General features: G+C 40.8%; 14 protein-coding genes and 1 pseudogene. 8 read left to right on the top strand and 7 right to left on the bottom strand.

The features are described from left to right. Positions 1-1053 precede the first annotated feature (1053 nt). From KSMBR1_RS17600 to KSMBR1_RS17580, 5 genes are all read left to right on the top strand, one after another. On the top strand, positions 1054-1602 hold the full coding sequence (locus tag KSMBR1_RS17600; RefSeq protein ID WP_169702782.1) for a helix-turn-helix domain-containing protein: 549 nt from the start codon (positions 1054-1056) through the stop codon (positions 1600-1602). Between the two features lie 309 nt (positions 1603-1911). Then, positions 1912-2397 (top strand): hypothetical protein, encoded by a 486-nt coding sequence (locus KSMBR1_RS17595; protein ID WP_099326498.1) that lies wholly within the window; start codon positions 1912-1914, stop codon positions 2395-2397. A 188-nt stretch (positions 2398-2585) separates the two neighbouring features. Beyond that, on the top strand, positions 2586-3212 hold the full coding sequence (locus tag KSMBR1_RS17590; protein ID WP_197705244.1) for a hypothetical protein: 627 nt from the start codon (positions 2586-2588) through the stop codon (positions 3210-3212). A gap of 117 nt (positions 3213-3329) precedes the next feature. Beyond that, the gene (locus KSMBR1_RS17585) at positions 3330-3620 is read left to right on the top strand and encodes a hypothetical protein (RefSeq protein ID WP_099326497.1); all 291 of its coding nucleotides are present in this window, start codon (positions 3330-3332) and stop codon (positions 3618-3620) included. A gap of 269 nt (positions 3621-3889) precedes the next feature. After that, positions 3890-4993: an IS4-like element ISCku3 family transposase gene (locus tag KSMBR1_RS17580; RefSeq protein ID WP_076611654.1), complete on the top strand. Its 1104-nt coding sequence runs from the start codon at positions 3890-3892 to the stop codon at positions 4991-4993. A gap of 248 nt (positions 4994-5241) precedes the next feature. On the opposite strand, the gene KSMBR1_RS17575 is transcribed toward KSMBR1_RS17580, so the two are convergent. The 5 genes and pseudogenes from KSMBR1_RS17575 to wrbA form a co-directional block, all read right to left on the bottom strand. Continuing rightward, positions 5242-6186, bottom strand: coding sequence for an NADP-dependent oxidoreductase (locus tag KSMBR1_RS17575; protein ID WP_099326496.1), 945 nt, complete (start codon positions 6184-6186; stop codon positions 5242-5244). A 308-nt stretch (positions 6187-6494) separates the two neighbouring features. Continuing rightward, positions 6495-6677, bottom strand: a pseudogene (locus KSMBR1_RS17570) (tyrosine-type recombinase/integrase); the annotation flags it as partial. Between the two features lie 63 nt (positions 6678-6740). Next, the gene (locus tag KSMBR1_RS17565) at positions 6741-6992 is read right to left on the bottom strand and encodes a hypothetical protein (protein ID WP_157820706.1); all 252 of its coding nucleotides are present in this window, start codon (positions 6990-6992) and stop codon (positions 6741-6743) included. A 120-nt stretch (positions 6993-7112) separates the two neighbouring features. Next, complete coding sequence (locus tag KSMBR1_RS17560) at positions 7113-7364, bottom strand: hypothetical protein (protein WP_099326493.1); 252 nt, start codon at positions 7362-7364, stop codon at positions 7113-7115. A gap of 310 nt (positions 7365-7674) precedes the next feature. Then, complete coding sequence (gene wrbA / locus KSMBR1_RS17555) at positions 7675-8277, bottom strand: NAD(P)H:quinone oxidoreductase (RefSeq protein WP_099326492.1); 603 nt, start codon at positions 8275-8277, stop codon at positions 7675-7677. A gap of 1730 nt (positions 8278-10007) precedes the next feature. Here wrbA and KSMBR1_RS17550 point away from each other — a divergent pair. Further along, positions 10008-10202 carry a GIY-YIG nuclease family protein gene (locus tag KSMBR1_RS17550; protein ID WP_099326491.1) on the top strand — a complete coding sequence of 65 codons (195 nt, stop codon included), beginning with the start codon at positions 10008-10010 and terminating at the stop codon, positions 10200-10202. Next, positions 10189-10437 (top strand): hypothetical protein, encoded by a 249-nt coding sequence (locus tag KSMBR1_RS17545; RefSeq protein ID WP_099326490.1) that lies wholly within the window; start codon positions 10189-10191, stop codon positions 10435-10437. The genes KSMBR1_RS17550 and KSMBR1_RS17545 overlap by 14 nt, the downstream gene beginning before the upstream one ends. Before the next feature lie 208 nt (positions 10438-10645). On the opposite strand, the gene KSMBR1_RS17540 is transcribed toward KSMBR1_RS17545, so the two are convergent. Next, complete coding sequence (locus tag KSMBR1_RS17540; protein WP_099326489.1) at positions 10646-12067, bottom strand: DUF4139 domain-containing protein; 1422 nt, start codon at positions 12065-12067, stop codon at positions 10646-10648. 172 nt (positions 12068-12239) lie between these two features. Beyond that, entirely contained in the window at positions 12240-12878 is a 639-nt protein-coding gene (locus KSMBR1_RS17535) for a nitroreductase family protein (protein ID WP_099326488.1), read from the bottom strand. 398 nt (positions 12879-13276) lie between these two features. Between KSMBR1_RS17535 and KSMBR1_RS17530 the strand changes: the two genes are divergently transcribed. Continuing rightward, the gene (locus KSMBR1_RS17530; RefSeq protein WP_099326487.1) at positions 13277-13819 is read left to right on the top strand and encodes an O-acetyl-ADP-ribose deacetylase; all 543 of its coding nucleotides are present in this window, start codon (positions 13277-13279) and stop codon (positions 13817-13819) included. Positions 13820-13888 lie beyond the last annotated feature (69 nt).

Below are 13888 nucleotides of genomic sequence, written 5' to 3'. Positions count from 1 at the left end.
TTACAGTGTCACATACATCGTTCTTGCCGGAATTTCCAAAAACAAACTTGTAGTCAAATTTTTATGTGGAGCATTATTATTAAAGCGTTTTGTGCAAGGTTAATCCACAAAAATATTCCCGTTGCTTCACATGATTTTCCGACAAAGGATTCTTATTACAATTACATTTTTTGCAACAGTTTAGTATTCTGAAAATGGCAACTGTTTCACCTTTCAAAATATCAGAAGGTATATAAATTACACAAAGAAAAAAACGGAGTTGCCATGGGTGCATTCCCGATTTTTTGTATATCTTCACACATTTTGTTTTTTTACAAAGAATTGTAATACTTTAGTCCTATGAAAAAAACCGCCCGTTCCCAAGCTCCGGCTTGAGAACGGGATTGTTTGAGAAGCTCCCGCTTCGAATGGAAAAGGGAATGAACCCATAATGTCAGCTTGGAGGCTTTTCAGTATGTTACCCAAGATATTTGGAAACCTCTTTTGAATCGAATAATACACGAAGCTTCGCTTGCCGGCTAAATGGAAGCTAGAGCTTCCAACGCAATTACGTTCCCAAGCCGGACAGACTGGGTCAAATGAACTTTATTGTCTCAAAAGTGGGGACAACTCTTCGCATTATGCCTGTTTTCGACCCTATTTAGTGCTGTTTTCCCATTAAAGTGGAGAATGCCTGTCGTAAAATAGGATAAAATTGCCCATTTGACCCAGTCTGCGGAGCTTGGGAACGAGCATTTTTATTTTTCAAAAATCTAAACTGTTACAAAAAATCAAGAATGCTCCCAGTTGCCATTCTGTGCACATGAAACGAAATTTAGGAGCCGGTCAATTTATGCTTCATTACAGGAAAGGGGCGCGTGGGGTTATAAGGAAGCAAACCTTTTGTCACGCACACTACACTATATAACTGCGCATAATTAAATATACATCATTTCTTCGTAAGCCATATTTCACGGTGCTTGTATGGAAATGAATATTGACAACGAAATAAAAAAGGTTACATTATGGCCTCTTGTGCGTATAAATAATAATACATTACAAAACGGAGGCCTTATGCAAGCCTTGAAAGCAAAGGGGAATCGGCAAACGATTAAGAAGTTAGTCGCGTTGAAAAAATCAGCTCAGGAAGATTCTGCGTATCGAATGGCAACGCGATTGCATGCGGTTATTCTTAACCTGGAAGGCCGCCCACCCGGAGACGTTGCGGAGACTTTAAAAGTAAACCGCACCAATGTTCCAGCATGGATTCGCACGTGGAATCAATACGGAATTGACGGCTTATTAGAGGGACACCGCTGCGGGCGACCAGCCGGACTAAGTCTGGATGAAAAAGAAAGGCTCCTTGATATTGTTGAGAGCGGCCCCATTGCTTATGGCTATGATACTGGGGTATGGACATCCGTAATCATTGCAAAGACAATCGAAAATGAGTTTGGCCTCGAATATCATCCGGGGCATGTGCGGAAGCTCTTGAAGCAGATTGGAATTTCTTTCCAGCGCCCAACCTATCGATTAGTAAAGGCCGATCCTGTCGCTCGTAACAAGTGGACCCGGTACACTTACCCCACATTAAAAAAAAAGCCGCTGAAGAAAAAGCGCTGATTGTTTTTGAAGACGAAGCGTCGTTCCGCCAAAGTCCGACACTGCACGCCACGTGGGCGCCACGATATGTTTAGCCAGAAGTTCTGTCCGGTGCTGTCCAGTTTTTGGAGTACATTATATACACCCAAAATAGGGTATTGGCAGAGGCTTATTTTTAATATACAGTGCAAAATATTTCTTTTTTAAGAAAGGTATTTCTGTTTCTTTTCCAAAATACATTTCAGGTTGTTATTCCCCGCCACGCTATCGATTGTTTATTCATTTTTTTGTCATACAGGACATCTATATTTTATTTATAAGGAGAGTTGAATGAAGTTAAAGAAGAGAGGGAGTTGTTTTAAAAGCTGTTTTAGGGTTTTACCGTTAATCCCGTTACTATGCTTGGCTCTGTGTCAAACATCTTTATTTGGGGCAGTTGTGCCGGGTGTTTACAAAGTAACCATTAAGGCGGACAAGATTAAAATAGCAGAGGATACATGGACGCTTTCGCGTAGCGGAGAATTTACAGGAGAAGCCCTGGGTATTAAGAGTGAGTGGGAAGACACGGGAAATAATACTTTCAAAATCAAAACAGACAAGCAGGAAGTTATAGATGGGATTATGAAAAATTTTTATTTAATAGGCCTAAACGACTCTGATTTCTCGATAAGCATCAAAAAAATGACAATCACAGGGACTTCTAACGGAAATACTATAAAAGGAGATATTAAAACAAATTTCCGCATAAAGATTAAAGACCCGGTAAAAACAACCCTCAACACAAATGGCAGCGTAAGCTTTAAAGGTGAGCAGTAAATATAAAAAGTAAATTCTGTGCTTGCCTGTCACGCGGTAATAGTCAACAGCAAGCATTTGACGCTGGTTACGTTATCCCTGAACCAGACAACACGGCTCTGTCGTGTTTTGCAGGATTTATGTAATGTTTTTTTAATAAAAACGTAATGAAAGATGCACGCTGATTTAATAAAAAGGAGGCTGTAATAATGAGGGAAAACAAACGGCTTATCGGAATACCCATGTTAGTTCTTTTGGTGATAGTATTTTTATCTGATAGTTTTTTCTACGGGCATGAGACGTCAGGCAAATATGTATCGGCTGCTATCCCTGACGGCCTTTCTGAAAATCACAGTGAATATAACCGCAATCAGGAGGAGCCGCCGGCCATGGTGGAATTGTTTCATCAATTGATGGAGAAAAGAAGAGGGGATCACACCGCATTGAAAGCAGCTTCGCAACACCCTGTGTTGGAGAGGAATGGCATAAAAGGCAAAGGGAAAAGACCGGCAAACTACCGGCGCGGTAGAGGAATAACCCCTTATGGAAAAAGCAACACGTCTGAGGCTGATTCCATAACCGCAAAGACAAAAACCAATGAGTTACTATCCAGTAACGGCGGAGGGGATATGGAATACCAGTTTCTGTTTAAATTCGGCTTCCTTAGCCTTGTTGATGGAGAATTTAGACTTCCTAGTGGTGTTGCGACGGACAGCGCCGGCAACATAATAGTTGCCGATACCGACAATCATCGCATTCAGATATTTGATTCATCGGGTGTATTTCTGCGGGGAGCATTCCCGATTTTTTGCAAAAAAACAATCAGTAGGGGTTAACAGTAACGTAGAGACAGGTTTCAAACTTGTCTTTTACCGCTTGAAAATGACAGAAACAACCCTGACAGGGTTAATTAAACAAGATGTTTGCTATACAATATCTGTCAACCAACAGGCATGTGCGAATATTTACAAAAAATCAGGAATGCACCCGGCAATAAGGCGCATTCCCGATTTTTTGTGACCGTATGTGTGATTGGAGCAAAACAACGCTGCCAGGGGTTAATACTACTGTACGTTTCATTAAAACATGGCAGAAGTCACAAAAAACCTGGAATGCACATTTGCCTGGATCGACCCCACAAGGGCATGAAAGCCGCAAGGGATGTGGCAAGCCTGTCCCCCGCTGGCGGGGGATTAAGGGGGTGGAATTGTCTGCGGAGGAAATCTGAGAGGTTTATAACATGAATAGTCATAAGTTTTTCTTTTCATAGTCCTACGCTCTGCGTGGAAATGCATGTTACAAAACAGGATAAAATTGTACATTTGACCAGTCTGCGGAGCGTGGGAAAGAGGGTCAAATTTGTTTTCATAATAAAGGGGTAGTTGAATCGATGGAGAAATCCAGTCCACCCCCTGCACCCCACAAGCGCTAACTTGTTTTATTGACAAATTTTATTCATCATGGTATTTTTATGTTAATTATCCCGCTAATCACTCTATAGGAGGATAAAGCCATGATGAGAGAAGATTGGGATCTTCTAAGAACTTTCTTCCCAAACGATTGGAAAAGTTTAGCCGTTGATACAAATGCTTTAAAAGGCTTGCGCAAGGATAAATCTGAAGAAAAGCTTCTTCGAACATTATTAATTCATTTAGGATGTGGCTATTCATTGCGTGAAACAGTAGTTCTAGCCAAGCGTGCTAACTTAGCAGATTTATCCGATGTTGCCTTATTAAAGCGATTAAAAAAGAGCAAAGAATGGCTATATAAATTATGTTTATCTTTATTCCGTGAGCGTGGCCTCCAAATTAATAAACGGAATAATTTTCATCTTCGCTTATTTGATGCAACAACAGTAAAGGAACCTGGGAAAACAGGAAGTCTTTGGCGCATTCATTATAGTATTGAGGTTCCTTCATTATCTTGCGATTTCTTTAAACTTACGGGAACTGAAGGAGAAGGCACAGGAGAATCTTTTCGGCAGTTTCCGATGAAAAAAGATGATTATATTATAGCTGACAGAGGTTACTGTACTGGCCAAGGAATTCATCATGCAACAAGGAAAGGCGCTTATCTTAGCGTTAGAGTTAATTCGCAATCTCTACGGATATTCGGCGAAGAAAAGAAACCCTTTCCTTTATTGAAAGAAATCCAATATTTAAAAAGACCCCTTGCTATAAAATCATGGAACGTTTTTATTCCAAACGTTGATAATACTGAATATGTCAAAGGTCGTCTTTGTATAATACGCAAAACAGAAGAAGCCATTAAAATAGCTCATAAAAAACTTAAAAGACATGCAAGCAAAAAGGGCATTGAACTAAAACCGGAGACCCTTATTTATGCCAAGTACGTAATAGTATTCACAACGTTTCCTGAAAATCAATTTACCGCTTTTGATATCTTAGAATGGTATCGAGTTCGATGGCAAATTGAACTGGTCTTTAAAAGATTTAAACAAATAGCACAATTTGGACACTTACCTAAATACGATGATGATAGCTCAAAAGCTTGGCTTTATGGCAAACTATTCGTTGCTCTTTTGACAGAAAAACTAATAGATTTTGCTACGTCTTTTTCCCCCTGGGGATACTTCATTGTCAAGCAAGAAGACTAAAAGCAAATGGCGTGAATTTGCTTTTATGCTTAATCAAGTAAAACGGGCTATAGAACCAGCGTTATCATTACAGGAAGTTCTTAAGTGCTGGAATGACATTGCTTGTTCTTTAGCAGAAAATACAAGAATCCGAAAAACACAGATATCAAAATACTTCGAGCATACCTAAAACAAGTTAGCGCTTATGCCCCTGCACCCCCGCCAGCGGGGGACATAGATTGTTCGGCGCGGTATTGTACGAAGTCTTCTTATAGCTTAACAATCACTTTGCCCAAAGTTCGACCGGATTCAATTTGTACATGGGCATCCGCCATATTCTCAAACGGGAAGATTTTTGAAACGTGAGGTTTCAGTTCGTCGTTTTCGAGCATAGCTTTCAGGGTATTCATGTCTTCACCGCTCGACTGGACAAGGATGAACTCCAGTTTGATCTTGCGTTGGTCCGCCTCTAACTGAATATCTTCCGGGAATTGATGGGTGGGCAAGGAGACGATTTTGCCACCGCCTTTGACGACTTTAAGAGAGTTCTCAAGGACCTCACCACCAATGCCGTCAAGGACGAAGTCTATATTCGACAGGACCTCTTCGAACTTCTGCTCACGGTAGTCAATGTGCTCATCTGCGCCGAGTGACATGATGAAATCGCGGTTCCTGGCAGAGGAGGTGGCAATCACATATGCGTCGAGTCCCTTGGCCATCTGAATTGCGAAATGTCCAACACCACCAGAACCGGCGTGGATTAGAATGCGGTCACCCTTTTTGACACGAGGCCGTAACACCTGCAGTGCGGTCAGTGCGGCCAGTGTGGTTGCCGCAGCTTCTTCGAATGTTACCTTTTCCGGCATAACAGCGATGTGGTAGGCCGGTGATGCAACGTACTCGGCATAGGCTTTGCCCTGGCCTGGAAAATTAACCATGCCGAACACCTTGTCGCCAACCTCAAATCCGCTGACCTCTTCGCCGACCGCAACAACGATTCCGGCAATATCCCAGCCAAGGATGACCGGACGATCTTCCGTACCCATAATCGTAGTTATGGTTTCATCCATCCGTCTCACTTTTACATCTACCGGGTTAATGCTGATTGCTTTCGTTTCAACCAACACTTCGTCTGCCTTGATCTCAGGCTTCTCGACTTCTCTCAGAACCAGATTTTCAACGGCCCCTGCTTCATTCAGTACATATGCTTTCATAATGTGCTCCTTCCCGTTTTCATAAGTGGAGGCAGGTGTATTCCTGATTTTTTGCAAATATTCGCACCTACCTGTTGGCGAACAGGTATTGTATCGCAAACATCTTGCTTGATTAACCCTGACAGGGTTTGGAACCCTGTCAGGGTTGTTTCTGTCATTTTCAAGCGGTAAAAGACAGGTTTGAAACCTGTCTCTACGTTACTGTTAACCCCTACTTATTGTTTTTTTGCAAAAAATCGGGAATGCACCCGTAGAGGCAGGACTATTCCTGCTGTTTATTTTCTGGCGCCCAACAATAATTAGACTGATCAGTATAAAGACCCCGCTTTTGGTTCATCAATTGGACTTCGCACTCCTTTTGAACAGTAATTCAGCACATGCGTGTAAATCATAGTAGTTTTAACATCCTTGTGTCCCAGCAATTCTTGAATAGTACTAATGTCATAACCTGATTCCAAAAGATGGATGGCGAATGAATGGCGAAAGGTGTGGCGCCAATAATTTCACTTAAGCTGAGAATCTCTGGTTCATTTATTGTGGGTCTTTGCAGTATATCATCTCATATTAATATTCGAATCCTCTGTGGTATTCATCATGAGTGTTTCTAATTCCAGTATGATATCGGGCAGAGACCCATCTGGAAGAATATCTTTTGAAAAATCGTTATCTATTGAAATAAGTTCATAACGGCTTTTGGAATATTTATTTGACGCAGGTTCAAGCTCCATTTTTGCCCGCAATTTACAGCTTAAGTTTCCACTAACTTTCATTTTAACCGAGCCGCTTCCGGAGGAGGTTCCGTTCATTTTAAATTTGCACGTTAGTTTCACAGTAGACCCACCCCCACTAATACGGTAGCTTGTTTTTATAATGTTACCCTGTACGGTACCTTCCAAGATGACAGTATAGATGCCGTCGAATGACTTTCAATTCTTCTTCCACTGCGACCAATCCGCAATGTAGTGGGTAATCGAACTGCCTGATTGTTCAAATTTATTGATGGTGTCACCGGAAACAACTTCCCCGCCATAATATTCCTGGCACGTATTTTTCTTTATAGTATCCCAAGAATAGTATTCACCGCTATAGTCTGCTGCCAGCAATGTTTCAGAGATATAAAATACTAAAGTACTACCTGTAGAACAACTTTTACCTGTTTCATTTTTTAGATCCTTCATTTCAGTATGCGCGTTTTAAAATACCCTATTCGTGTTTTCTACTCACGTTTTCGCAATATTTTGTAATACTATAGTTTTTTGAAAAATTCCAACAATAGCGATGTTTGCCGCAATAGTGTGGAGGCGAAGCATTTGCTATAAATTGTTATAAATAATTTCATACTCAAACGGGCAAATGCTTCGCTCCTACTTTTTCAAAAAACTAAAGTGTTACCAATATTTACGCATGGATACCATGTTTTGATCTATGGGGAAACCGATATTTCCAAATACACCACCAATGCTTTTTATTTATTACCCAGGCAAGTTGTCAGGCCGTTTGCTTTCTGGTAATTTCCGCCACGTGAGCTCCCTGGAAACGGGCGATTTTTTTTTCATTCTCCGACGGCTGACGACTACCATCTATATCAGCAAGAGTACTCGCTCCATAGGGTGACCCGCCGGTGATTTCGCTCATGTTCATTATTTCCTGACATGAATAGGGCACTCCCACGATGATCATACCGTGGTGTAACAATGTGGTGTGGAATGAGGTAATTGTGGTCTCCTGTCCGCCGTGTTGTGTGGCAGTGGATATGAACACGCTGCCCACCTTACCAATCAAACTGCCGCTTAGCCACAACTGACCGGTCCGATCCAGGAAATTGCGCATCTGTGCGCACATATTGCCGAAGCGTGTCGGCGTGCCGAATATGATTGCATCGTAGTTCGGCAACTCTTCCACTTCCGCAATCGGCGCCGCCTGATCGAGCTTGGCGCCAGCCTTTCGTGCCACATCTTCCGGCACAAGATCGGGCACGCGTTTTATGATTACCTCTGTGTCTTCGACGGAGCGCACGCCTTCAGCCACCGCTTTCGCCATAGTTTCGACATGGCCATACATGCTATAATAAAGAACTAAAATTCTTGTCATGTTGTACCTCCTTCTTTTGTGTGATTGTGCAGCAAACCTGGCGTTCACGCTAAAATCGCGAGGTCAAGGTTAAAATAAGGTTGGGTTTTTAAAAGGTAAAAAACTCAACGGCGTTCTTTTTTACCCACCCATCAATCCCCTCCCAAGAGGGGACTTATCAAATTTCCCCTCTTGGGAAAGGTTGGAGTGGGTTCGTTCATTTCTTAACTAAAAAAAGGAAAACAAAAATGCCTTTTTTAAAAAACGTGACACTTTAATTTTTTGAAAAATTAAAACAATAGCGATGTTAGCCGTATAGTGTAGAGGCGAAGCATTTGCTATAAATTGTTACAAATAGGTTCATACTCAAACGGGCAAATACTTCGCCCCTACTTTTTCAAAAAACTAAAGTGTTACAAAAAAACTTATTTTTAAGGATATATTTAAAATTTACCTTTGTAAATACCCTATTTTGGGTGTATATAAAATACATGCCTGCTTTTGGATTAAATGGATAACGTGTGCTTGCGTTTCTGCAAAATTAGGTAGGGCTGTTAAAAGGCAAAAAACCAACGGCATTCTTTTTTACCCACCCCTCAATCCCCTCCCAAGAGGGGACTTATCAAATTCCTCTATATGGAGAAGGGTAAGGGGTTGGGTTGTTTATTGCTTAAATAAAAATATTGAAAATTTCTAAACATTTAATGTAGTGACAAAGCACTCCTTGCCACTACAAATCATATCCCCTATAGGCAGATTTTTTCCAAAATAAAATGTTACAAATTTATTCATTGGAAATATAGAATACTTGAACCATCACAGCCCGCGATTAAACATGCACCTCAAAAGCTGAAAACTCGGGCAAGAGCTGCTCGACATTCATATAAAATATTTATTTCGGGGTTTCCTCGTAAAAATGAATTTATGTGATATAATACTATCGGAACGGGGAGAGAGTTATTGAGGTTCAACGTTCCTCAAGGCATAGTCGAGAAGGAAAACATGTGCCTAAGAAAGTGTGATTTAAAAGCTGTTTGTTATAAGTTTTTAAACGACCGCTCCCTGTTCCATTTAAATGATCTTTGAAGTAGCCAGTAACATCAAAAGAAGACCCGTGCAGCAAAAATTAACAAGTACAATAAAGTGCGTTGTAGTCTTTGAGATGTTACTGTTATTAGTATAGATATCTCCGAAACCTTCTTTGAAAAGAAAGGGGGGATGCTGCGAAGTGTTTGAAGTTAGTTCAATAGCCTGATATGCGATGGATAAGTACTGCATATCAGGCTATTTTTTTGTAGCTATTTTAACGTTTAGTACCTTGGCAGTAATTTCTTTGCACACTTCCATTCGTCAGTGCGTGCTTTTTGGCAAAATATTTAATGGTGAAGTCCTAAATGCTAAATTTCAATCCTCCTCCCCTCTACCAGCGTCAGCGGGGGAACATTCTCCCCCTTTGAAGGGGACAAGGGGAGAGAATGTTAGAATTTGTTTCGTATTTCGTGCTATGCCAGTTTAGGAATTTTCAATATTTTTGCAGAGACGCATTGCTTGCGTCTATACATTAACATCAACAACACTCGTCATGTCGCACTTGCGACACCCAGAAACGATGAAAATGGTTTTATAACCATATCGTGTTGTAGTATATATATTTAAGCTATTTTTTGTAGCCTTACTTCCGAGTCGGAAACATCTGGCATTTCTGTTTCTGTACTGGTTCAAATGTATAGGGCCATCCAAAAGGTATCAGCTTGTCATTGCAAGGGCATCAGCTTGTCATTGCGAGGGTCTTTTCCGAAGCAATCACAGTATACTACGAGATATTTCGTGACGTAAGAAACGTCATATCGCGGGAGAAGCAAATTAAGGGTGGCTCAAGGGCTAAAAAAATAGAATTAATTAATGTAATGAATGCAGGATGGAAGGAGCTCTATGACGGTTTATGAGGTTGCTTCGGAAAAGACCCTCGCAATTACAAGCGGAGAGACCCTCGCAATTACAAAGCGGAGACCCTCGCAATTACAAGCGGAGACCCTCGCAATTACAAGCGGAGACCCTCGCAATTACAAGCTGAGAGACCCTCGCAATTACAAGCTGAGAGACCCTTGCAATGACAAAGCGTATACCCTTGCAACGACAAGCGGATGCCCTTGTAATGACAAGCATGTGATTTTGGTATGATGGATAGAGCATCGGATTTATAATCCGCTTCCACTTATAATGACAAAATAAGTCATCAGTCATCATGTTGCATTTGCAACACCCAGAAACGATGAAAATGGTTTTATAGCCATATTATATTGCAGTACCAGTGCTTGAGCTATTTTTTGTAGTCTTATTTTTGAGCCGGTCATCATGCCGCTGCAACCGTAATTCTTTTCACGTTACATTACAATCCCACCTTTATGCGGTATGAAACCTTCACTTCTTTGCCTTTGGGCGCTTCAATATCAAAGCGTATGGTAAATGCGTCTGTTTTCTTATACGGATGACTATTGCTTATAATACTCCAGTTTCCTGGCAACGTCTCAACAATACCAACTACTATATCTTCTTCTTTATGATTTCTTATCGAAATTTCCCACTCTGTTTCGTGGATTTTTGTGGTGATCTGTTTATAATCTATCTGTATTCGTTCAACGGTTACGTCAAATGCTTTTCCAATGTTTGCCTTTATTTCTTCATGTACCGGTGTATGATTTATTTGGTCTTCGCCGATAAACTGAATGGCGCCGTCTTTGTCTTGTTTAAAGAATCTAATAACGCCGCCGGGGATAGGCATACCTAGATTACTTTCCTTCGTATTTTTAAAGTTTAAAAGGACATTTACGTCTTGTTTTTGTTTTTCATCCCTGAAAGGTCTTGTATATGAATACATATTTCCGTGTACAAGGAATTCCTTCCGAATCGTTACATTCGATGCATCAAATAAACGAATTTGCTTTGTTTGATTATTTCCGATGGTAGTACTTCGTTGTAAACTATAGGTGTGATATTCGAAAAACCCCTTTTCTTCGAATTGCTGGGATACCGCCATCTGCATCTCTGCCATTGCAAAGGCGCGTTTTCTTTGAACATCCGGTAAACGATTAACATCTCCCGCCACAAGTGAAAACCTGGCATTCTTATACAGTACACCACTCTGATTGTTTATTGTTGCCCATCCGGATAATTGCGCGGCTGTCTCCTCTTCGTTGATGGTCATAAGGTAATCCGCATGCCAATTCATATTATTCGTCAGATAAGAAATCTCCAGTGTGTGGGGTTTTTCCGATGTGTTTTTATAAAGCCAAGTGAGTGTAGGTACAGTAAACAGTTTGTCAGGCAACTCCGGCAGGATTTTTATCCCCGGATGCTCTAAGTATAGTTCATTGTCTATTTCGAAAATCTGGCCATCGGTATTATTCAGCAGCGTAGCAGCGATTGTATCCTTTCTGTCATGGTATTTATTCCATATCTGAAGTTTAATTGTTTTCCCCACATATTTATCAAGCAGTTTATTTGTATTTATAAGATCATATTCAAACGTTTGTTCCAGTAAAGAAAATTTGTCAGGTTCAGTCAAAGAAGCAACAGAGACTGTTTGAGGAATGATCTGTGACGCAATATCACTCACATATAACTCACCTTCACCCACAGGAAGGGAGATATTTCTCGTGTCTCTTATGAAACCCGTGTTGTTATTATAGACGACAACCTCTACCGAAACCTGATCATTGAGAGCGCTGTTTGTCGCCTGGTTGCCTGCGTATGATGCTGTTTGTGTAATAAACATTGTTATAAAAGACAAAATAATCATATTGATCTTCATACAAAATCACCTGCTAAAAAAGGGTTAATGGGATAATGATAAACAATAGTGTAATAATCTGGTTTTCTGAAAAATCGTAACACTTTAGCTTTTCGCTGTCTCTTTAGTTACTACAGGGATACTTCCACTTCATTTTAGTCGTGAGTTGTTCATATGTCGTTGTCGAGGTTATTTACTGGCGCCCTTTCCCCAAGCCATACTTTTCATAATAAGTAATTTTATCCAGACTGAATCTTGGCCGTTGAGGGGGGGTCTCATCAGGATAACCGATGGGAAGTAATGCAATAATTTCAATGGTTTGTGGTATTTCTAAAATCTCTTTCACCTTGTTATCTTCAAACCATCTCACCCAGCAAGTACCCAACCCCAACTCAACCGCCTGCAGAACCATGTGCTCAATTGCGATATCGGTATTTCCCGTTGCGGCTATTAACAGGTGCCACTTTATATCTTGATCCAACCCCCCTTTTTTTAACGACGGAACAAATACTTCCCGCGATTTTGCAGGTAAAGCGCCTGCTTCAATCAGCTCATCTATCCTCTGGGGAAATTCTCCAAAAGCCTTTTTATCAGCGCAACACGCTATAATAAGCGGCGCCTGGCCAACATGACGCTGGTTGTATGCAGCAGTCTGCAATTTTTTAATTGCCTCACTATCTCTAACAATGATAAACCTCCACGGTTGCGTATTTGAACCGGAAGGCGCAAGCCTGGCGCTTTCCAATAATTGTAGTATCAATTCATCCGGGACCGGATCCGGTTTGAACTTTCTTATACTGCGGCGTTTTTGAATAGCTTCTCTTACATCCATGCTAAAATCCCCGATTTGTTATTTCTTTCAAGATAGTGTAAACTGTGCAATAATTTCCACACTATACGGTGTTATCAGTATCTCTGTCAACTGCTTACTCCGTGGTGATTTTATTTTTTTGTAACACTTTAGTTCTATGAAAAAAACCGCTCGTTTCCAAGCTCCGGCTTGGGAACGGGATTGTTTGAGAAGCTCCAGCTTCGAATGGAAAAGAGAATGGGCCTATGTCAGCTTGTACTTTTCACTATGTTATCAAGATATTTGGCGTCCTATTTTGAGCTGAATAATTCTTGCTAAATGGAAGCGAGAGCTTCCATTACCATTGCACGAGTATTTTTGTTTTTTCAAAAAAACTAAAGTGTTACATTTTTTTTGTACTTTTTTTAAGGCATCATATTATGTCAAAAATTGTTATTAATGATTCTACTCTTGAACTTACCATAGGCGATATTACACTGCAGGATACTGATGCAATTGTAAATGCGGCAAATACTACGCTTTTAGGCGGTGGCGGGGTCGATGGCGCAATACATAGGGTGGGCGGACCCAAAATACTGGAAGAATGCAAAAAAATCGGAGGGTGTCCAACCGGAGAGGCAAGGGTGACTGCAGGTGGACATTTAAAAGCGCGATATGTTATTCATACAGTAGGTCCCGTTTACCGGGGAGGGGAAAAAAATGAACAGGTGCTGCTTGAAAACGCATATCGAAATAGTCTGAAAGCCGCCTCTGATCATGCTGTCAGAAGCATTTCATTCCCTTCAATAAGTACCGGCGCATACGGATATCCCATTGATAAAGCCTCGAAAATCGCATTGAAAACGGTAATCGGGTATTTAAAAAATCATTCAGGCATTCGCCTGGTGCGATTTGTGCTTTTTAACAATGATGCATACAAAGCATATGAAAAAGCAATGAACGAATGTATCTCAGAGCAGTAATTTCTTTGCACACTTCCATTCGTCAGTGCGTGCTTTTTGGCAAAATATTTAATGGTGAAATTGGTCTAT

This window comes from Candidatus Kuenenia stuttgartiensis (assembly GCF_900232105.1).
Classification (GTDB): Bacteria; Planctomycetota; Brocadiia; order Brocadiales; family Brocadiaceae; genus Kuenenia; species Kuenenia stuttgartiensis_A.
Note: the sequence above shows the minus strand (reverse complement) of the source record. Positions and strands in the feature narration are given on the sequence as shown.